This window comes from Desulfitobacterium chlororespirans DSM 11544, from assembly GCF_900143285.1.
GTDB classification, from domain to species: domain Bacteria; phylum Bacillota; class Desulfitobacteriia; order Desulfitobacteriales; family Desulfitobacteriaceae; genus Desulfitobacterium; species Desulfitobacterium chlororespirans.
This window is the reverse complement of record NZ_FRDN01000016.1, coordinates 147,760-167,527: the sequence shown is the minus strand read 5'-3', so window position 1 is coordinate 167,527 and position 19,768 is coordinate 147,760. Positions and strand designations below refer to the sequence as shown.

The following is a 19,768-nucleotide window of genomic DNA, read 5'->3' as shown; positions in this document are numbered from 1 at the left end:
CTCCATTCGGAAAGTGGTCTTTCTTTCGACCAAGGAGATCACAAAAAAATGGACGCAGCCCTCAAGAGACTGGCCCATGGCCTACAGCCAAATGATGATCTTCTTTGCAGACAGGCTGACAGCGTAAGGTCTTGAGGGCGCTGCCCTCAAACTCCCGAGGTTTATCCGCTTGAAGCTTACCGATGAACAAAAAACGGCGGAAGACATCTCCACCGTTCATCGTATAAGCTGCGACAGGCGTTGGGTCGCTCCTCAGCGTGGCCCTAGTTATGCCGCAATAATAGTATTGCCAATTATCTGGATGATTATTCCATTTACACTGAAATAGATTCACACCCCTAAAACCAAGGCGTTAAAGTCAACGTGCAGGGTTATTTCATCTTCCTTTACTTGTTGGACCAGCGCCTTTGCATATCCATTCTCTGCAAAGCAAAAGGTAGGGTAGCCTTCCATGGGCAGAGTGGTGGAATCCGTGAGCTGTGCCAATTTTTTGACCATCAAGTCCTCTTCCTGAGTAAGTTGAACCCCATTCTTTTCAAAATGCTCAAGATAATCCCCGCTAGGAAACTCTAAGTAAACTTTCTCATTTTCTTTATCCTTGAATCGTAGTAAAGATTGAAATAGCTGATCATTGGCAAATTGACTTTGACTCGCCGGATTCTTTCCCATAAGGTAGGCAGATAAGTACTCTTGGTATTTGCCATCTCCCATCAGTTGCAGCAATTCATCTTTGGTGACATGTAGTTCTCCCCTTGCGTCTGCCAGGCAGACCATTTTTAGCAGCATACGCTGAACCGGCTCATATTCTAACTCCAGCCAATACTCCATGAGATAATCGAAGAAGCTTGCTTTATAGTTTGATTTCCTTACGAGGGCCATAGGGAGTACCACATGCTCCATGACCTGCAAGAGTGCATCTGTTACCTCATCCTGCAGCTGAAAGTAATCAGCATAAGTATAGGATGTACTATTAATAGTTTTCATGGCCTCTTCCAAATTGTAAATAACTTTTTTGGCTTTTAAATAGCATGGAAACGCTTTCGGGAACAAAAAGCAGACATCTTTTGCGGTGTTCCCTTGGAGCGCTCGCCTTATCTCACCCAGTGAGAGCTCTGCTTTCTTCTCCATTTTCGCTATAAGCAGCTTAAAAAAATCTCTCTCTACCCTCAGGTTGGTACTTATAATGTGTTTTTCGATTAGATCGTTATCATTTATGGGTTGATTGATTTTCGCTGCTTTGGGGTCTTCTCCCTTTGCGAAACTTTGCAAAGGAATGCACAAAAAATAGTTTATGACCCGTTCTGCCGATTTCTTTTCCAAACTGTTCCTTTGCGGAAAGTCCTTTCTAAAGTGCTTACAGTCACTAAAATTTCTAGGGCTTTTAAAACAGAAAATATCCTGACTTAAGAATAAGTCCGTAATTCTTTTGCCTTCATATACCTTTGTTGCCTTTGTTTCTTTAACTCTTTTAGTAAGATCATCCATAACAACGTACTCGTATTTTCCTAATTGCCTGTTGAGGGTCACGTCCTCATCCAGCTTTAAGGGTTGCTTATAGTATTTGTTTACATAATCACGCTTATGTGAATTTAAATCTTCGTTCGTGTAGACTTGATTCAACAGTTCAATAAAGTCTTCTAAATTTAGTTTTAAAGCATTAAATTCTTTTAATTCCGCTGACATGGTTTTCTGTCCTCCAATCCCATAGCCATACCCATTTTACTTCTAACATTTTAACATTATTTAACATTCTTATGGTAAGGCCTTTCGCTTTTGCTTCTTTCATAAATGACAATCGTTCCATGGATTGATTCATTTTCGTGCGTATTGTATATCTCGGCACATAAGCTACTAACGCATTATTGGCTTTATAGACAACAGGTTCAAATACCGCTTGCTTAAAATGCAGCATCTCTGCTTCCAGGAGTCTCTCTTAACGCTTTTAACTTCGCCATACTCTAACCAATTCCCCTTTTTAATCATAGATACCGGAAAACAAAATCAACCGGAACACATCAAATGTTCTGGTTGAATTCTATTTTTTCAAAAGAGAACCTTCATGATACACATATTGCTCCGGTTTATTTGGCTCGAAGTACACTTGAAATAATTTTTTATCGTTATCTTGCAATAATACCGATTTTGCTCCAATAGATTTATTAATATCAGACCCATATATTGTGCCTTCTTTAAACGTGAATATTTTTGTCTCGGGAATTGTGCCTAAAGTTGAAACTATTTCCTTCTTGCCATCATCATCTAAATCAATTTCCACTGTATACCCGTCTATCTGTATTATTGATTCTTCCAGCTTTTCTTCAACAAGAAAATAAAATGCCTGCGCATAATTGCTACCCAAAATCCCATAAATCTTTACTGCCTTCTTTCCAAACACCTGGACTTCTTCAATTCCCATTAAATCGTCCGGTGTGTTAGCGACTGACACTTCACCTAGATCATAAGATTTATCTTTCAAACTAATTCCACCGTTTATTTGACGATTTTCATTGTCCTTATAAAGAAATACACTAACTCCATTATCAATTCTTTTTTCTTCAATAATTTTATAACTATCATCCAAGTACAGGTTATCTACTTTAACTTTAATTACTTCAAAATAATCTAATTGATATGTATTATCTTCTGCTTTATTACATCCATTAAGTAAAAAAGTCAGAATAAATATTATAACTAATAACCTAAGTCTCATCATTTTCCTCTCCAATGATAATAATCTTTTAATTCTTTCCACGTCAGGAGTAACTTAAAGTTAAGGTCGTAGTTTCGTCCATGTTAGCCTTCTTCTAATAATACTGTAACGCTTTTGTCGTCACCCTTCAATAGGGACTTAACTAGTGTATACAACAAAATAGGATACTGACCCTTATATATTAAGTGTCAGTATCCCCGCTCTATATAGAAGTTTAAAGTCCTAGCGCATAAGGTTCTATAAGCTTTAGCTATTATTTTTTCTAATCCTACTTTGATTGGTCTCGGTTGTTAATCGCCGCCTGAGCTGCAGCTATCAAAATAGACCAATCGACCTTTTTTCACATTATGGAACACTTCTTCAAATTCCTTTATTAACAATAAAATTTAATCTCATTTACCTTAAAATGATTCTTCCACTCATCACATATCATAAAATGTTGGGCAGCTATAATTTCCAAGATCTCGTTTAATTCGTTTTGAGGTATTCTACTGGAATTATTAGCGACAATACAACCCCCTGAAGCCGTCAACCATACCTTAGTTGCGTTAGAGCTGGGTTTTCCTTTACCTATGTGCACATGAATTGGTTCAAAATTTTCATTTGACCAGAAAAATACTAAATAAGAACCAATACGAAACAGGCTAGGCAATTTTTATCCCCCCTGCCGCAGCATATCTATAAAGTAAATGAGCATTGCTGCGAAGAAATCTTTCAAATTTACTAATCTCTTGATCAGTGAAGCCTTCACGCCTAATCCACGTATATGTCGGCAAAACACACCTTGCCATATCAAAGCCTTCTTCGGTAGGGCGCTCAAAGTGAACCTCCACGCGTTGGACTCCATTATCTTCAATGATATGGGAATGCACTATCTCTGTTTCATCAGCAAAAGTCATATATGGATACATCATAAATAATCACTCCCTATTTCTTTTAAAATTCCTTAAAAGAAACAACAATTTACCAATATTCATATATTTCCAGTATAATACATTTCATTTCAATTATCAACTTGTTGATGAGTAACACAAAGAGGGTACCGCCACTTAAAATTAAGTGAGCGATACCCTTGTTCTCGTTGTTTATTCTAAATTTACTTCAAGTGGTCTATTTTGCATTGATTGCCGCCTGGGCTGCAGCCAAGCAAGCGATAGGCACCCGGAACGGAGAACAAGACACATAGTTCAGGCCGATTTGGTGGCAGAATTCGATGGATGAAGGATCTCCCCCATGTTCACCGCAAATGCCCACTTTGAGGCCTGGATTGGCTTCCCGGCCAAGTTGTACTCCCATTTTCATCAGCTTGCCCACGCCAATGCGGTCGAGAACGGCAAAAGGATTGTGTTCAAGGATATTTTGCTCCAGATAAGCCGGAAGGAACTTCCCTTCGGCGTCATCCCTGGAGAAGCCTAAGGTCGTCTGGGTTAGGTCATTGGTGCCGAAGGAGAAGAAATCGGCGGCTGTGGCCACTTCATCAGCGGTCAGGGCAGCCCGGGGGACTTCGATCATGGTGCCTATGGTATAAGAGAAAGTTACACTCTGTTCTGCCATAACAGTTTGGGCCGCCTCCTCGGTGACTTTGCGGAGTTTTGCCAGTTCCTTGACATGGATAACCAGCGGGATCATCACCTCCGGATAGATCTCATAGCCTTCCTTAACAAGGCGGGCCGCTGCCTGGAAAATCGCCCGGGCTTGCATAGCATAGATCTCAGGGAAGGTGATCCCCAGACGGCAGCCCCGATGCCCCAGCATGGGGTTCATTTCGGATAGGGCACGGACTTTTCTCAGGAGAGCCTCTTTCTCATTCAGTTCTTCTTCATGACCTCCCTGCAGTTTCAGCTTGGTGATATCCACCACCAGTTCCTCGACATTGGGGAGGAATTCATGGAGGGGAGGATCGAGAAGACGGATGGTTACCGGGAACCCGGCCATAACTTTAAGAATCCCGTAGAAATCCTCTTCCTGCATAGGCAGAAGTTTGGCTAAGGCTACTTCTCTTTCCGGCAGAGTCTGGGCGAGAATCATTTCCTGAACGATGGGTATACGGGCCGGATCCATAAACATATGCTCAGTCCGGCAAAGCCCGATGCCCTGGGCTCCAAAATCCCGGGCCTTTTGAGCATCACGGGGGTTATCGGCGTTAGCCAGGACCTTAAGTGTGCGAATCTCATCAGCCCAGCCCAGTAACTCCTTGAACTCTTCGCTGAGCTCCGGATCAATCATGGGAACCGCTCCCTTAATGACACGGCCGGTCGTCCCGTCGATGGAGAACAAGGTTCCTTCCGGATAAGTGACCCCATCAATGGTTACCGTATTATGGGCATAATCAATCCGCAGGGCCTCACAGCCGCATACCGCAGGTTTACCCATATGGCGGGCAACCACAGCGGCATGGCTGGTCATGCCCCCCCGGCTGGTCAGAATCCCCTGAGCTGCCAAGATCCCATGGATATCGTCCGGTGTGGTCTCAGTTCGCACTAAGAGGACCTTCTCGCCGGTGTGACCCAGGCGCTCAGCCTCATCGGCATCGAAAATAATCTTGCCGGAAGCTGCCCCCGGTGAAGCGGGAAGTCCTTTGGCAATAACCTCTAGTTTAGCTTCACTGTCCATACGGCGGTGGAGCAACTGGTCTAACTGACCAGGCTCAATCCGGGCAATAGCTTCTTCCTTAGAGATAACTCCTTCCCGGCACAGCTCCACGGCGACGCGGATGGCTGCCGGAGCAGTACGTTTCCCATTCCGGGTCTGGAGAATATAGAGCCGGCCCCGCTCAATGGTAAATTCAATATCCTGCATATCCCGATAATGGGCTTCCAGGCTATTGGAGGTCTCTACGAATTGAGCATAAATCGCTTTGTTCTCATCTTCGAGGCTTTTGATAGGCTGAGGAGTACGGATACCTGCCACCACATCCTCACCCTGAGCATTCATAAGATACTCGCCATAAAGAGCTCTCTCACCTGTGGAGGGATTGCGGGTGAAGGCTACTCCCGTACCGGAGTCGTTGCCCATGTTGCCAAAGACCATGGATTGCACATTGACTGCCGTGCCGATATTATCGGGAATGCTATTGATCCTCCGATAGATAATGGCCCGATCATTGTTCCAGGAACGGAAAACGGCTAAAATAGCCTGTTCCAGTTGCTTCATAGGATCTAACGGGAAAGGGCTGCCTGTACGGCGCTGAATGAGCCTCTTATACCCCTCCACGACTCCTTTGAGGCTCTCTGCCGTAAGCTCCGAGTCGTAATTGACATTTTGTTTTTCCTTGGCTTCTTCCAGAATTCTCTCAAATTCATGATGCTCTACTTCCAGCACCACATCACCGAACATTTGAATAAAACGCCGGTAGCTGTCATAGGCAAAACGGGCATTCTGAGTAGAGGCAGCAAGACCCTCTACTGTCTCATCATTAAGTCCGAGATTAAGGATGGTATCCATCATACCGGGCATGGAGAATTTCGCTCCGGAACGGACGGAGACCAACAAGGGATTGTCTTTGTCCCCGAATTTTTTCCCTGTAGCCTTTTCTATATCTCCTAAAGCCGGACCAATCTGCTCCCATAGCCCTTCCGGCAGGTTGCGACCCAGGGCATAATAGTCATTGCATGCTTCTGTGGTAATAGTGAACCCTGGAGGTACGGGCAGCCCGATATTGGTCATCTCTGCCAAATTGGCACCCTTACCGCCTAATAAATCCCGCATGGAAGCCTGACCTTCACGAAATAAATAAACAAACTTCTTAGACATTTCGCTCCCCCTTATACAATATCTCCAGTATTCTTGATGCCGTTTCTTCAATAGCCTTTCCCGTGGCATCAATGATCGGGCAACCTACTTTACGCATAATCCCCCGGGCATATTCCAGTTCTTCCACAATGCGCTCATAATTTGCATAATCCGCACTGGATCCTAATCCTAAAGTCCTTAACCGTTCCGTGCGAATTTGATTCAATAGATCCGGCTTTAACGTCAAGCCAATGACTTTCTGTGAGGGAACTCTGAAAAGTTCCTGAGGCGGAGAGACTTCAGGGACCAGAGGAATATTGGCCGCCTTGATGCCTTTATGGGCCAGGTACATGCTTAAAGGGGTTTTTGATGTCCGGGAAACTCCGATCAGCACCACATCCGCCAAAAGCACTCCCCGGGGATCCTTGCCATCATCATATTTTACCGCAAATTCAATGGCATCCACTTTACGAAAATACTGTTCATCCAATATATGAGTTACATTAGGAGTATAACTCGGCAAAAGGCCGGTCTGATCGGCAAGCATCTTAATCAGAGGGCCGAGAATATCCACGGTTCGCAATCCATAGTCTTGGGCTTTTTCTTCTAAATAATTCCGCAGTTTTTTTACCACAAGGGTGTAGGCAATAATCGCTTGCTCCTTGGCTGCTTCTTCGAGAATTTCGTCAATGTGGATTTCATCCTGCACATAGGGTACCTTGCGGATTTTGGTCCGAATCCCCGAAAATTGAGCTGCCGCTGCCCGGCTGACATATTCAGCCGTCTCACCCAAAGCATCTGAAATTATGTATATGACAGGCATTTCCTTTGTCACTGTACACCTCCGAGGTCAATTATTAGGGTCCAAAAGGTCATGATTGGGCACCTAATGACCCGATCTGAACAAAGAGTTTTGTAACGTTCGTCTTGGTGAAACGTCCTATGACTTCATAGCGCTCCTCACCTTTTTCATCAATAAAGGCTTCTACAACAGGCAAGGTGTCAATTTGATGCAGGGTTAATTTCCTTGCTGCTTCGAGAACCGGTTCGTCCGCTGTCGTCATAATAATATTAGGCATCCGGGTCATAATGATACTCACGGGAACCTGCTGAAGATCGGTTTTACCCAGGGTAGATTTAAGCAAATCTTTCCGGGACACCATTCCCCTTAAGGTTTGGCCTTCCCCAACCACTGTCAGACTTCCCACATTTTGGGTAAACATAGTGACTATGGCATCATAAATACTGATGCTTTCCCGGATAGATATGGGAAGGGATTTAAAATCACCCACCCTGAGCTGGCGAAGTCGATCCATATAAGGTGATGTTTTCTTCTTCTCCTTATAAAAGTATCCTACCCTCGGTCGGGCTTCGAGGACCCCTGCCATGGTTAAAATCGTCAGGTCAGGACGCAGGGTCGCTCGTGTCAAATCAAGCTTTGCAGCGATTTGTTCCCCAGTAATTGGGCTTGAATTCTTTACGATTTCTACAATTCTTGCTTGACGTTCCGTAAACTCCAACCCTTTTCACCTCATTCATCTCTCACTCGTGTATACATATATTCCTTATACGTGCTAAATGTGACATACTAATCTGCGCAATACAGATAAATATTCCACACAATTTTTCTATTTCCTTCAACTTATAGTATCCAATTCAAAAAAAAATAACGGCGCTTCTGCTGAAATTATGCAAAAGCGCCGCAGTGGTTTATCCAATTATGCTAAGAGGCTGAGATCTCCCAGGCAGCCGAGGATGGCGACGCATTCACCGAGGAGAGCCAGACGGGCTTGCTTGAGGCTCTCATCTTCCACCATGATCATGACCGCATTAAATAATGCTTCAATCATGGGGATGAGTTCAGAAGCCAAAGCATAGGCTTCTGCGTAGTCACCCTTTTCAATCAGGGCGGCAAAAGCTTCCTGTCTCTGGACAAGAGCTGCAGCCAGGGCAATTTCTGTAGGATCGATAAGATTCTTAGGGTCCAAAGGCTGAGTTTGAGCCTTTTTACTGAGATTCAAGCAGCGAATATAAGCTTGGGAGTAGGGAATGAATTCCGTTGTTTCCCGCTTGGCTGCCAGAACTTGGGCCTTCCTGGCTGCCCGCGTGATTTGATTGCTGCCCTGGGCGAGGACCGCATCAAGGGTATCGTAACGCGCCCCTTGCTCCTGAAGCACAAAACGCAGCCGCTGCTGGAAGAAATCCTGGAGAGCACTTTGCAGATCGGCTAAAGGAAGCAGACTGATTCCTTGCTCAGCAAAGCTTACATAAGAAGCAGCAATCAGCTGTTCCAAAGAGATATCCCAGCCTGCTTCCAGAATGATCCCTACGACCCCTTGAGCTTGACGTCTTAAGGCATAGGGGTCCTGAGACCCGGTAGGCTGAATCCCGATGCCAAAGGCACCCACGATCGCATCCAGCTTATCGGCAACACTGACGATTTGTCCGGTGTAGGATTGCGGCAAGTCATCTCCAGCGAAACGCGGCTGATAATGTTCAAGAATGCCTGTGCAGACTTCGGGCTTTTCACCAACCATGCGGGCATAATCCGCTCCCATAATCCCTTGAAGTTCCGGAAAATCATAGACCATCAACGTCACCAGATCCGCTTTGGCCAGCAGTGCCGTCCGCTCAACCAAGTCCTGCTTTTCGCTCTCCATCCCCAGCCGAGCTGCTATCCCCCGGGCCAGGGTCCGCATCCGCTCGACCCGCTGGCGGACACTGCCTAATTTCTCATGGTAGGTGACTTTATCCAGCTTTTCGACTAACTCAGCAAGAGGTGTTTTCTGGTCTTCACGGTAGTAGAAGGCCGCATCTTCCAAGCGGGCTTTGAGAACTTTCTCATTCCCGGCCTTGACCTTCGCCAAGGCATGATCATCCCCATTGCGTACGGTAATGAAATAGGGAAGCAGCTTGCCTTCTTTATCCCGTACGGGGAAATAGCGCTGATGCTCTTTCATCGGAGTGGTGATCACCGGTTCCGGCAGATGCATATAGTTCGAAGCCACTTCGCCGAGCAGAGCGGTAGGATATTCGATGATATGGGTTACTTCATCCAAAAGATCGTCATCCTTTTCCACATCTCCGCCCACTTTAGCGGCGAGGGCATGGATTTGCTCCCAGACGGATTGGCGGCGCTGCTCCGGGTCCACCATGACAAAGGCCTGCAGCATTTGTTTTTCATAGTCCGCCGGATTATCCAAAGTTACAGGTCCGCCTAAGGTACGATGTCCCCGGGAGGCTTTTCCTGCTACCAGCCCCACAAACTCAAAGGGGATGACCTCACTGCCAAATAAGGCAACGATCCAGCGAATGGGGCGGGCAAAGCGGAACTCCAGATCGGCCCAGCGCATGGGCTTGGGAAAATGCAGTCCGGTGATCAGATCGGTGCAAAGCTTGGGTAATAATTGCAAAGTAGACTGGCCCAGCTCAAATTTCCGGGCATAGACATAGGACACGCCGTTTAATTCCTGAACGAAAAGATCCTTGGGCTCCACCCCTTGCCCCCGGGCAAACCCTTGAGCAGCCTTGGTAGGGTTCCCCTCCGCATCATAAGCCGCTTTGACGGCAGGCCCTTTGACCTCTGCTGTAAAATCCGTTTGTTTTTCGGCCAGGCCTTGAATAAGCACGGCAAAACGCCGGGGTGTAGTGTAAACTTTCAGGTCTTGATAATCCAGACGCAGATCCTGACAGTGTTTTTGGGCTTGCTCACGAAGTTGGTTCAGCACTCCCGGGGCAAATTTCGCCGGGATCTCTTCTGTGCCAATCTCTAAGAGAAAATCCTTAGCCATCTTATTCGGCCTCCTTTCCGGACTGTTCTTTGAGTAAGGGGTAGCCTAAGCGTTCACGTTGCTCTACATAGGCCTGAGCGCAAAGACGGGCCAAATTGCGGACCCGGGCGATATAGCCCGTTCGCTCGGTCACACTGATGGCTCCGCGGGCATCGAGAAGGTTGAAGGTATGGGAGCATTTCAGGACATAGTCATAAGCAGGAAGGACCAATCCTTTCTCCACGATCCGAATGGCTTCCTTCTCATACATTTCAAACCAGGTTTGCAGGGCTTCTACATCGGCGGCTTCAAAATTGTAATGAGAATAATCGATTTCGTTTTGGAGGTAGATATCGCCGTAAGTGATATCTCCTACATACTCAATATCATAGACACTCTCTTTGTTTTGAATATACATGGCCAAACGCTCGAGACCATAAGTGATCTCGGCACAGACCGGTTTGCAGTCAATCCCCCCGCATTGTTGAAAGTAGGTGAACTGAGTAACTTCCATGCCATCCAGCCAAACTTCCCAACCTAACCCCCAGGCCCCCAGAGTCGGAGACTCCCAGTTGTCTTCCACAAAGCGAATATCATGCTCTTTGGGATTAACGCCTAAACGCTCCAGACTTTGCAGATAGAGCTCCTGAATATTATCCGGCGAAGGCTTAATAATGACTTGGTATTGGAAATAATGCTGTAAACGGTTGGGGTTTTCCCCATAGCGTCCATCCGTAGGACGACGGGAAGGCTCGATATAAGCCACTTTCCATGGTTCAGGCCCCAGGGCACGTAAAAAGGTGTTGGGATTAAAGGTTCCGGCGCCTTTTTCCATATCATAAGGCTGAGCAATGATGCACCCTTGTTCTCCCCAAAATTGATTCAGGGAAAGGATCATGTCCTGAAATTTCATGGTTAACCTCCCTATTTTTTACTACCTAATCTCTTGAGCTACCACATTAAAGAAAACTTGGCTAGGTGAAGGCGGCTGCCTGGTTGCCTTTATGCTTCCTGTAAAGCAAAAAACTCCCGCCCCGTAGCTTTCGCTACAGGGACGAGAGTATCCTTCCCGCGGTTCCACCCTGCTTGATCTCCATATAAGCCACCTGGTTCCCAAACTCCTGAAAAGGCAGCTTTCAAGGAAATCCTCCTTCTTTAAAACGTGCTCCAAGTGCCCTGATCCGCTTACCCGTCTGGTTTCCACCCTGCCAAACTCTCTTAAGGGATACCCGAATCTTCCTCTCATCATCGCACCATAGGATTCAATTTGGAAATAATTATAGTATGATTTGGTTCTTTTGTCAAACTAAGCTATCCTAATCCCATGCTCTTTTTCAATCATAGTCAGCACTGAAGCAAGTCCCTTCGCCTGGGAGTAGTAGATCTTCTTATTATATTTTCTGGCCACATCTTTGGCATCCCACATGCTGGAATGGGAACAGACCATTTGCACGATAATCACACAATCTGTGTCCTTGATGAGATTTTCCAGTACCTTTTTGTTGTTTTTTTTGGGTACGCCGTCGTGGAAGCGCAGTTCGATATTTTTCAGCTTGCCCATGGATTTGCTGTGCCGCTCAAAATTATATCCGCCTATGATCGCTAACTTCATTTTACCAAACTCCTTCCTGTAAAGTCTGGATACTCGATTTCTTTTCATTGCTCGTCTCAGCCTCATTGTATTGAAACTCATCACAAGGTTCAGAAAGCAGGATAACTTCGAAGTTTCCGCCATACCGGCGATATTTATGCTGGAAGTTATAAAAACAACGGGGACAACTTGTCACGATCTTCTTTATTTTCAACTCATGCCAAGCCGTAATATTTCTTTGGCTTATTAAATCTGAAAGCTCTCCATAGCCCAATTGGCAGGCTTTATCCCCACAACACCACTGATCTTTACCCAGAACGGCAAAATCGATTTTTCTATCCCTAAGCAACTGCATACAGACCATGTTCCATTCCCATTTTGATCTGTCAGCAAAGGAATTACATCCGGGAAAAAACAAATATTCGGCATCAGGTCTTTCTGCAAAAGTCGGTATCCCCAACATTTTTATACAATTTAGTCCCATCGTTGACCAACCTTCTTTCTCCGTGTTTGCGGACTCCAATCCAACCGCCCTTTAAAACGCTAAAAGGCTCCACTTTAACGAAAGTGGAACCTCTATTAAACCCAACATATTGGGAATCCACCTCCTTTTCAAACGTGAAGGCATAGCCATTTCTGGATATACCCCGAGGGCATACAGCCCTGGCCGACCAACCATGGATGACTCTTTAGGTTGTTCCGGCTCGGAGATCATTATGAAATTTTTCTCAATTATTATTTTCATTATATATTGAGTTTAGTTATGTTTCAATAGGTTTTGATCATATTGATTTTAATCATTAAAAACACTGCTGCAGATATAAAGCAATGATGAGAGGGAGAGCATCCCGATTTTCCCGACACACAGAAACCAGCTTTACCTTGGGATGGCATCTTATCCGGTCTGTCCAGCCGCTGCTGGCCTGCTTGAGCACGCCAAGAATCGGAACCGGACCTTCTATGGCCGCTAAGATCTCCTGCTGAAAGACAAGAGCTTCCCGCTCCAGACTGCCGCATTCATCCATCACGATAAGCCGGGCCTGGTTTCCGGCACAGCGAACGAGCTCTGCCCCATACCCATCGAACCGCTCCGTAAAGACTTGGGGGGGACTATTTTCACAAAAATGAACCACACTGTTTTCTTCCTGATAGACTTTCTCTCCCGAGGCCGCAGCCAGATAAAGCCGCCGGTTGGGAGAACCTCTGTCCGGGCCAAAGTAGGTTCTGAATCCTGCGTAGGTTACGTTGCAAAGAGCCAGTGCCTTATCGACGATAGTACTTTTGCCCACTTGGATCTCACCGGTCAAAAAGATGTGCATTTACAGCCTCCCTTCGATTTCAAATATTCCTACAGCCTTTTGGCGCGGCAGATAGAAGGGAAAATCTTCTTTGCCTGTTTCCACAAGACGTTCCGATAGAAAATCTTCCAAATCTCCGGGGTTGATATCATGGGATTGAGTCCTGATAAAGTCCCGGGCATCTTCCTCCGACCGGAAGGGCTGGCCAAATTCAAAAGCCGTTTCGGTAAGGGAATAAGGTATGCCCTTGCTGTTCAAATTTTCCTCTACCTCTTCAGACGTGTTTTTCTGGAATTTCCGATACTTTTCCGGATAGAGCTCTGTCTGGCTCTTTCTGCCCACCACAGCGATAAGTCTTTTACAGCGGGGCAAGAATTGTTCCAACTCACGACTGCCGAAAAAACTGATAAAGATAACATCCCACCGCTCCTCGATGGCGTTGCAATCCATCAGCACAGGGGTGATATTTCTGATCTTTTCAGCCTGAATCCTTTGTCTAAGCATCTCAATGGCATAGGGATGACTGTCGATGCAGGTAATGCGGTCAATGTATTTGCTCAGTTGTGAATCCACCAGTCCTATTCCGCAGCCAATATCACATAAAGAAGAGTACTCAGCCACTTTAGGGCCTACCAACTCAGCAATATTCTTGAAAAAACCGGTATACCTTTCCGCGTCCTGATACCATCTCACCGTATTTTCATTCCATTCGAAATTCATCCTGCTCCCCCTTGCTTATTTTTTTATCGTCACCTTCTGTCCCGCGGAATATATCTTCACTTTCTCGGCCCCGGCTACGATTCGAAAAGCCCGGGCATTATCTTTAACCATAAAGCCTGAAAGCTCTTGAAGCCCATGCTCAAAAAGTACAGGAGCCAACGGGGTCCCCGGGCCAACCAACGTGATCCGTCGGGCGTTCCTTGACAATTCCAGGAGCCTGGGCAGCGTCTTATCCACTACCGAAGCGCAAGTGATATAGACATAGTCACACTCCGGCAGAATAAACTCACTGGCCGGCAGGGGATAGTCCCCTTCCTCCGGACTCCATTCCAGAATAGAAAGATCGCAGATCGGCTCCAGAAGGCTTTCCAAATGGGGGAAGTGACCCACTACTCCAACCTTTTTACCTTTCACTTCATTCTGGGACATGATAAAGGGGTCGTTCATACGGTCCTCGACCCTTTTGGCATCCGGGAAGACGACACCATGTTCTCTTGCTACTTGAGGATTGTTGTAATAGGCGTTGATGGCCGCCAAACCGATGGAAGCTTCAACATAATTCCAGGACTTGACGCAGCCGGCTGCTACCCGCAATGGCAGGCCTAACAAGTTTTGGGTGAGCATGGGCATTCTTGTTTCAAAGGGGCGATTGGGGCCCAGACCCACTCCGTTCCCGCTGCGAATCACCGAATGGGTCGTTCCGCAGACCAGCTCATCCACCAAAAAATCTTCAGGAATCCCGTTGAGCATGGCGTCATAGATTTCCCACATCTTCCGCACCTCTTTTCCTCATTGTTCCATCCTTATAGTTATTGTTCACTCCTTATTCAATGACCGCCCAATCCGGCAGCTGGTCAATCATCTCTCCCAAGCGCAGACGGTTTCTCAATTCCCCCAGGACATTATCCAGTTTTTCGATGGTTTTTAGGCTGGCTCTTTCTTCCTCTGTTGTATGGATGACTTTGGCAATTCCACCGTCCTTAATCACAATCCGTTTATCGGCGCTTAAGCCCAGGAGGGGATCATGAGTGGAAATCAAGATAATCTTTTCCCGATCGGCTAAGAGGGTGATGGCTTGCCTCCGATCAATTCCCGCGTTCTCTATTTCGTCGATCAAGACAATGGGAGACTCGCTGATAAACGCTGTGTCGGCGATCATCAAGGCCCGAGATTGTCCGCCGCTGAGTTGGGTTACTTTTGTCTCCTCGGCAAATTTTTCTCCAGCCAGATTATTGGCGCATTGAAAGCATCGATCAATTATATTCTCCGCATGGTGAATCAACCTGCTCTTGGCATGCATTTCTAGGAACTCACGAACCGTCAAATCCATAACGAAGTTCATGTTTTGGGACAGCTGGGCCACCAATTTCCCTTCCATCTCAAAACGCTGAAGATCATCCAGTTCCGCTCCGTTGATCCGGATCACTCTGCCGGTCGGCGTATCTCCTTGAGCCAGGCACTCGATATCATTAAGCAACCGGCTCTTTCCCGATCCGGTGGGGCCGACAATACTGATAATCTCACCGGGATAAATGGTGAGATTGATGTCCTCAGGTTCTTTCCGCTTATTGTATCCTCCGTGAATGGTCAGAAAAGAAATCCCTTCACGAGAGCCTTTCTGCTGCGAAAAGGTCTCCAGAAACTGGCAAAAACCCTGCACTACTCCGAAAGGATCCATGCCAAACTCGGCGAGAGCTTCCTGATCCGCCTCCTGCAATGCTTCCGGCAGGGTCAGTTCGGCCTTGATATCCCCCAAGCGTAAATTAGTCAGGAAATCGACTCCAATCGGATACTCCTCAAGCACATCCTTTAGGCTTTGGTTATGGACCAGATGCAAAAAATCATTGCTTTTCATCATTGCCAAACTCCATCTTCTTCATCATTCCCATCTGATAGGGCTCCCCAATCCTCGTCTCACCTGTGCAGTAGGAACAGACCGCTGCCGGTGTGGTGAAGCGCAGTTTCATATCCCGGGTGGTTTCAATGTCCCTGGCCTGTTGCAAATGCTTGGCAAGGATAAAGGCCCCCTGTCCGGTGATGCCATTGACAAAGACAATCCGGGCGGCGGGATTAACCTGGGTGATATTAAAGGCAAAGACCTCCCGCTCGGCCTGGGAGACAATATCTCCCTTAGTGACCACAACGATATCGGCAAATTTCAGCATCGGCCCAATTTTGCGGGGGGTATTGATACCGGACAGATTATCGATGACACAAATGGACAGAATGCCTTTTATATAAGGGGAACAACGGTTGCATAACCCCGCACTTTCTGTGATCAGCAGTTCATAACCTGATTGAATCCCCCACTGCACTGCATCTTCAATATTGCTGACAAAGAAATGATCCGGGCAGATTTTCCCCGAAAAGCCGGTCTGCACAGGGATCCCTGCCTCTTCATAGCTCAAATTATCAAAAGAAGTCAAACAGTCAAATTTAACGACACCAATCTTCTTCTTTTCCGGCATAGACTCGACCAGCCTTAAGATGACTGAAGTCTTGCCTGATGACGGGGGCCCCGCCACAGTAATAAGCTTCATGGACAACCTCCTCCAAGCCCGGGTGCCACATCACCCACTATTTTAGGAAATATCTCTGCCAAGAACTGGCCTTCTGCATGAACCCTATATTCAAACTAATATAAATATATATAACAACATATATTTCACTTTGTTTTTATCTTACAACCAATCAAACTCTATTTCCAGTTTATTTTAATCAATTTATATCTATTTTAGTTCGTCCATATTCGTTGACTTAATTTTTTTATACTTGTATAATCTTAGTAAATATTAAATTCCCAACAATTACCCTTCCTAACTTTCCTCGTGAAAAATGTCTCCAGTTAATTTTTAAAGGCGGTACCAAAATGAAGCATAAAAACCAAGGCATCTCTATGGTTATAGGTCTTGGGCTCCTTTTACTGATAACCATCATTATTTCTTTTCAGCTTGGCCGTTATCCCATTCCACCCAAGGAATTGTTCGGAATTCTCTTATCTAAAATTTTTCCCGTCGAACAATTTTGGGCCGACCGTCTAGAGATTGTCCTGATAAACATTCGCTTACCCCGGATCCTTTTGGCTTGTTTAGTCGGCTGCTGCCTATCGGCTGCCGGAGCCGCTTACCAGGGCGTTTTTCAAAATCCCATGGCCTCTCCCGACATTCTGGGAGCTTCATCAGGAGCTGCTTTTGGTGCTGCTCTGGCTATACTTAATCACGGCGGCAATAGCTTAATCATCCTGAGTGCCTTTACGTTCAGCCTCCTTACCGTAGCTATTATTTATTTTATCAGCAAAAAAGCCAAGGGCAATAACCTGCTTGGTCTGATCTTAGCCGGAATTATGGTGAGTTCACTTTTTTCAGCCGGTACCTCGTTTATTAAGTTAGTCGCCGACCCTAATGATCAGCTGCCGGTGATCACGTATTGGCTGATGGGCAGTTTATCCGGGTCGAAACTGAGCGATATTGCTTTCGCTGCTCTGCCCATGGCCGTCGGCTTAATCCCCTTGCTGCTCCTGCGCTGGCGGCTCAACATTCTCACCCTTGGTGATGATGAAGCTAAAACGATGGGGGTTAATGCCAAACAAATCCGCCTGCTGGTCATTATCTGTGCCACCTTTATTACAGCGGCCAGCGTCTCAGTAAGCGGTGTGATCGGCTGGGTCGGTTTGGTCATTCCTCATCTGGCCCGCAGACTTGTGGGAAGCAACTATACGACACTGATGCCGGCTACGATGCTTACGGGAGCAATCTTTCTCCTTATTGTCGACAATTTTTCCCGCAATTTGCTCACCACAGAAATTCCTCTGGGAATTCTTACCGCCTTAGTCGGAGCTCCCTTCTTTATCTATCTGATTACACGAAGGGGGGAGACCTATTGAGTATTGAAGTATCCAACCTTAGCTTTGGCTATGACGAACGGCTTATTCTCAAGGATATTAGTTTCTCAGCAGAGGATTATGAGCTGTTATCGATTTTAGGCCCCAACGGAGTAGGGAAAAGTACTTTATTTCGTTGTATACTCGGTTTGCTTCATGGGTACAAGGGACGAATCTCTCTGAATAACCTGGATGTAAAACATATGGGGATCAAGGACATGGCCAGTTGTGTCGCTTATATCCCGCAGTCTCATTACCCCTCATTTAATTACAGCGTATTTGACATGGTGCTGATGGGGACCGCCATACAGGTATCCACCCTCTCCAAACCAGGCAGCAAGCAAATTCACCTTGCTGAGGCAGCTATGGAAAGGCTGGGAATCACCCATCTTAAAAACAGAGGCTATACTCAGATAAGCGGCGGGGAGAGGCAACTCGTACTCATCGCCCGGGCCTTGGTTCAGGAAGCTAAAATACTTATTCTTGACGAACCTACCGCCAACTTGGATTTTGGCAATCAGATCCGGGTCCTAAACCAGATCAAGGCTCTGGCCAAAGATGGCTACACGGTTGTTCAATCCACCCACAATCCCGATCAAACCTTTCTCTTTTCCGATAAAGTATTGGCGATGAAGGATGGCAAGGTTCTCGCTTATGGACAGCCTCATCAGATCTATTCGGAAAACCTGATTAAAACCCTTTACGGAGTGGACGTTGAGATTCAAAGTCTCTACAAGGATCAGGTAAGAGTCTGCGTTCCCAAGAGCATTCTTAAAGCGGATTCTCTCCGTGAAAGCTGCTCTTAACTATCTTAAAAAACTATATTAAAAAGAAAAAGGAGGCATTATCCACATTATGAGGAAAAAACTTATTTCCATGCTCTTGGCTGCTTCTCTCCTGGTAACCTTCACCACTGCCTGCAGTCCAAGCGCATCCACCCCCGGCGGCAAGGAATCCGCTCCGGAAACTTCCGCTCAGGGAGATCCTGGCCAGGACAAATTGATAAGCTTTACAGATTCAGCCGGGCGCACTGTAGAAGTTCCCGCCAACATCACCCGGATTGCAGCCTCAGGCACCATGGCTCAAATCGTACTCTTTCCTTTAGCCGCCGATCAGTTTGTCGGCTTAGCCGGCAAGTGGGACCCTTCTGCCCAAGAATACCTGGACCAGCAATATGCTAACCTGCCCATACTGGGACAGTTTTATGGCAAAGGCGACCTCAATCTTGAGGAAATCGCCAAAGCAGATCCTCAGATCATTATCGATATTGGCGACACAAAACCCAGCATTGCTGAGGATATGGATGGCATCATGAATCAGGTGGGCATCCCCACAGTCCATATCGGAGCGACCACCGAGACGATGCCCGAAACCTACAGAACTTTAGGCAAGCTGCTTAATAAAGAGGCAGAGGCTGAAGTCCTTGCCCAGTACTGTGAAGAAGTATTTAAGAAGACCGAGGATATTATGGCCAAGGTCGGAGAAGACGGCAAGGCTAATCTGCTTTATTGCCTCGGTGAAAATGGCCTGAATGTCCTGGCGAAAGGCTCTTACCATGCTGAAATTCTCGATCAGATAAGCAATAACGCCGCCGTTATCAATGATGTCTCCAGCAAAGGCAATGGCAACCCTGTGGATATGGAGCAAATCATTTTATGGGACCCCGATGTGATTGTCTTTGCCCCGGATAGCATCTACAGCACTGTCTCCGGAGAAAAATCCTGGCAGGAAGTAAAAGCCATTAAAAACGGCAAATATTATGAAGTTCCCCTGGGTCCCTATAACTGGATGGGAAGCCCCCCTTCAGTCAATCGTTATATCGGCATGATTTGGCTTACCCAGCTTCTCTATCCGGAGCAAGCTCAATACGATCTCTATAAAGAGACAGCACGCTACTATAAGCTATTCTATCATAGTGATCTGACCGAAGAGCAATACAAGGCTCTTGTAGAAAACTCTGTTTTTAAATAATCATCGCACCATTAGCAATGAATAATAGGTAAATAATAGGGACAGGTCCCATTTTTCAAATTAATCGTCATATCATACATAACAATCGTCGCAGGT

Annotated in this window: 21 protein-coding genes, 1 pseudogene and 1 riboswitch; of the genes and pseudogenes, 4 read left to right on the top strand and 18 right to left on the bottom strand. The window is 46.2% G+C overall.

The window, feature by feature from the left end; all coding sequences use genetic code 11:
- Positions 1-127: pseudogene (locus BUA14_RS29020) on the top strand (IS256 family transposase); the annotation flags it as partial.
- A gap of 203 nt (positions 128-330) precedes the next feature.
- Here the strand turns inward: BUA14_RS29020 and BUA14_RS23010 are convergent.
- The 18 genes from BUA14_RS23010 to BUA14_RS22930 form a co-directional block, all read right to left on the bottom strand.
- Positions 331-1,683, bottom strand: a complete 1,353-nt coding sequence (locus BUA14_RS23010; protein WP_242954740.1) for a hypothetical protein — start codon at positions 1,681-1,683, stop codon at positions 331-333.
- Positions 1,658-1,912 (bottom strand): hypothetical protein, encoded by a 255-nt coding sequence (locus BUA14_RS23005; protein ID WP_242954739.1) that lies wholly within the window; start codon positions 1,910-1,912, stop codon positions 1,658-1,660. The genes BUA14_RS23010 and BUA14_RS23005 overlap by 26 nt, the downstream gene beginning before the upstream one ends.
- Before the next feature lie 123 nt (positions 1,913-2,035).
- Positions 2,036-2,713, bottom strand: coding sequence for a hypothetical protein (locus tag BUA14_RS23000; protein WP_242954738.1), 678 nt, complete (start codon positions 2,711-2,713; stop codon positions 2,036-2,038).
- A gap of 370 nt (positions 2,714-3,083) precedes the next feature.
- Positions 3,084-3,362, bottom strand: a complete 279-nt coding sequence (locus BUA14_RS22995) for a DUF4160 domain-containing protein (protein WP_072774751.1) — start codon at positions 3,360-3,362, stop codon at positions 3,084-3,086.
- Positions 3,355-3,624 carry a hypothetical protein gene (locus BUA14_RS22990; protein WP_072774750.1) on the bottom strand — a complete coding sequence of 90 codons (270 nt, stop codon included), beginning with the start codon at positions 3,622-3,624 and terminating at the stop codon, positions 3,355-3,357. Before BUA14_RS22990 ends, BUA14_RS22995 begins: the two co-directional genes overlap by 8 nt.
- Positions 3,625-3,820: 196 nt before the next feature.
- A complete protein-coding gene (gene ppdK, locus BUA14_RS22985; RefSeq protein WP_072774749.1) occupies positions 3,821-6,463 on the bottom strand; it encodes a pyruvate, phosphate dikinase in 2,643 nt (880 codons plus the stop codon).
- Positions 6,456-7,277: a pyruvate, water dikinase regulatory protein gene (locus BUA14_RS22980; RefSeq protein WP_072774748.1), complete on the bottom strand. Its 822-nt coding sequence runs from the start codon at positions 7,275-7,277 to the stop codon at positions 6,456-6,458. Before BUA14_RS22980 ends, ppdK begins: the two co-directional genes overlap by 8 nt.
- A gap of 37 nt (positions 7,278-7,314) precedes the next feature.
- Complete coding sequence (gene ccpN / locus BUA14_RS22975; RefSeq protein ID WP_072774747.1) at positions 7,315-7,962, bottom strand: transcriptional regulator CcpN; 648 nt, start codon at positions 7,960-7,962, stop codon at positions 7,315-7,317.
- A 198-nt stretch (positions 7,963-8,160) separates the two neighbouring features.
- Positions 8,161-10,233 (bottom strand): glycine--tRNA ligase subunit beta, encoded by a 2,073-nt coding sequence (gene glyS / locus BUA14_RS22970; protein WP_072774746.1) that lies wholly within the window; start codon positions 10,231-10,233, stop codon positions 8,161-8,163.
- Between the two features lies 1 nt (position 10,234).
- Positions 10,235-11,125: a glycine--tRNA ligase subunit alpha gene (gene glyQ / locus BUA14_RS22965; protein WP_005816395.1), complete on the bottom strand. Its 891-nt coding sequence runs from the start codon at positions 11,123-11,125 to the stop codon at positions 10,235-10,237.
- 89 nt (positions 11,126-11,214) lie between these two features.
- Positions 11,215-11,352, bottom strand: a complete 138-nt coding sequence (locus tag BUA14_RS28160) for a hypothetical protein (RefSeq protein ID WP_178371781.1) — start codon at positions 11,350-11,352, stop codon at positions 11,215-11,217.
- 166 nt (positions 11,353-11,518) lie between these two features.
- Positions 11,519-11,824 carry a DUF2325 domain-containing protein gene (locus tag BUA14_RS22960; protein ID WP_072774745.1) on the bottom strand — a complete coding sequence of 102 codons (306 nt, stop codon included), beginning with the start codon at positions 11,822-11,824 and terminating at the stop codon, positions 11,519-11,521.
- A 1-nt stretch (position 11,825) separates the two neighbouring features.
- Positions 11,826-12,266: a heterodisulfide reductase-related iron-sulfur binding cluster gene (locus tag BUA14_RS22955; protein WP_282433390.1), complete on the bottom strand. Its 441-nt coding sequence runs from the start codon at positions 12,264-12,266 to the stop codon at positions 11,826-11,828.
- Between the two features lie 126 nt (positions 12,267-12,392).
- Positions 12,393-12,525: riboswitch (molybdenum cofactor riboswitch) on the bottom strand.
- 78 nt (positions 12,526-12,603) lie between these two features.
- Entirely contained in the window at positions 12,604-13,122 is a 519-nt protein-coding gene (locus BUA14_RS22950; protein ID WP_072774743.1) for a nucleoside-triphosphatase, read from the bottom strand.
- Positions 13,123-13,821, bottom strand: a complete 699-nt coding sequence (locus tag BUA14_RS22945; protein WP_072774742.1) for a class I SAM-dependent methyltransferase — start codon at positions 13,819-13,821, stop codon at positions 13,123-13,125. It abuts the gene before it with no gap.
- A 15-nt stretch (positions 13,822-13,836) separates the two neighbouring features.
- Positions 13,837-14,592 carry a DUF364 domain-containing protein gene (locus BUA14_RS22940; RefSeq protein ID WP_072774741.1) on the bottom strand — a complete coding sequence of 252 codons (756 nt, stop codon included), beginning with the start codon at positions 14,590-14,592 and terminating at the stop codon, positions 13,837-13,839.
- Between the two features lie 52 nt (positions 14,593-14,644).
- Positions 14,645-15,676 carry an ATP-binding cassette domain-containing protein gene (locus tag BUA14_RS22935; protein ID WP_072774759.1) on the bottom strand — a complete coding sequence of 344 codons (1,032 nt, stop codon included), beginning with the start codon at positions 15,674-15,676 and terminating at the stop codon, positions 14,645-14,647.
- The gene (locus BUA14_RS22930; protein ID WP_072774740.1) at positions 15,663-16,361 is read right to left on the bottom strand and encodes a GTP-binding protein; all 699 of its coding nucleotides are present in this window, start codon (positions 16,359-16,361) and stop codon (positions 15,663-15,665) included. The genes BUA14_RS22935 and BUA14_RS22930 overlap by 14 nt, the downstream gene beginning before the upstream one ends.
- Before the next feature lie 329 nt (positions 16,362-16,690).
- On the opposite strand from BUA14_RS22930, the gene BUA14_RS22925 reads away from it, so the two are divergent.
- From BUA14_RS22925 to BUA14_RS22915, 3 genes are read left to right on the top strand one after another with little or no spacing between them, the layout of a single operon-like run.
- The gene (locus tag BUA14_RS22925; protein ID WP_072774739.1) at positions 16,691-17,704 is read left to right on the top strand and encodes a FecCD family ABC transporter permease; all 1,014 of its coding nucleotides are present in this window, start codon (positions 16,691-16,693) and stop codon (positions 17,702-17,704) included.
- Entirely contained in the window at positions 17,701-18,507 is an 807-nt protein-coding gene (locus BUA14_RS22920; protein ID WP_072774738.1) for an ABC transporter ATP-binding protein, read from the top strand. The genes BUA14_RS22925 and BUA14_RS22920 overlap by 4 nt, the downstream gene beginning before the upstream one ends.
- 49 nt (positions 18,508-18,556) lie before the next feature.
- On the top strand, positions 18,557-19,672 hold the full coding sequence (locus tag BUA14_RS22915) for an ABC transporter substrate-binding protein (RefSeq protein WP_072774737.1): 1,116 nt from the start codon (positions 18,557-18,559) through the stop codon (positions 19,670-19,672).
- Positions 19,673-19,768 lie beyond the last annotated feature (96 nt).

Bases quoted from the DNA above. Each gene is read 5' to 3' on its own strand.
- glyS (WP_072774746.1), bottom strand. From the start codon at position 10,233: ATGGCTAAGGATTTTCTCTTAGAGATTGGCACAGAAGAGATCCCGGCG.
- BUA14_RS22930 (WP_072774740.1), bottom strand. From the start codon at position 16,361: ATGAAGCTTATTACTGTGGCGGGGCCCCCGTCATCAGGCAAGACTTCA.
- glyQ (WP_005816395.1), bottom strand. From the start codon at position 11,125: ATGAAATTTCAGGACATGATCCTTTCCCTGAATCAATTTTGGGGAGAA.
- BUA14_RS22935 (WP_072774759.1), bottom strand. From the start codon at position 15,676: ATGAAAAGCAATGATTTTTTGCATCTGGTCCATAACCAAAGCCTAAAG.
- BUA14_RS22915 (WP_072774737.1), top strand. From the start codon at position 18,557: ATGAGGAAAAAACTTATTTCCATGCTCTTGGCTGCTTCTCTCCTGGTA.
- BUA14_RS23000 (WP_242954738.1), bottom strand. From the start codon at position 2,713: ATGATGAGACTTAGGTTATTAGTTATAATATTTATTCTGACTTTTTTA.
- BUA14_RS22945 (WP_072774742.1), bottom strand. From the start codon at position 13,821: ATGAATTTCGAATGGAATGAAAATACGGTGAGATGGTATCAGGACGCG.
- BUA14_RS22955 (WP_282433390.1), bottom strand. From the start codon at position 12,266: ATGTTGGGGATACCGACTTTTGCAGAAAGACCTGATGCCGAATATTTG.
- BUA14_RS22960 (WP_072774745.1), bottom strand. From the start codon at position 11,824: ATGAAGTTAGCGATCATAGGCGGATATAATTTTGAGCGGCACAGCAAA.
- BUA14_RS22950 (WP_072774743.1), bottom strand. From the start codon at position 13,122: ATGCACATCTTTTTGACCGGTGAGATCCAAGTGGGCAAAAGTACTATC.
- BUA14_RS22990 (WP_072774750.1), bottom strand. From the start codon at position 3,624: ATGATGTATCCATATATGACTTTTGCTGATGAAACAGAGATAGTGCAT.
- BUA14_RS22940 (WP_072774741.1), bottom strand. From the start codon at position 14,592: ATGTGGGAAATCTATGACGCCATGCTCAACGGGATTCCTGAAGATTTT.
- BUA14_RS23005 (WP_242954739.1), bottom strand. From the start codon at position 1,912: ATGCTGCATTTTAAGCAAGCGGTATTTGAACCTGTTGTCTATAAAGCC.
- ppdK (WP_072774749.1), bottom strand. From the start codon at position 6,463: ATGTCTAAGAAGTTTGTTTATTTATTTCGTGAAGGTCAGGCTTCCATG.
- BUA14_RS22925 (WP_072774739.1), top strand. From the start codon at position 16,691: ATGAAGCATAAAAACCAAGGCATCTCTATGGTTATAGGTCTTGGGCTC.
- BUA14_RS23010 (WP_242954740.1), bottom strand. From the start codon at position 1,683: ATGTCAGCGGAATTAAAAGAATTTAATGCTTTAAAACTAAATTTAGAA.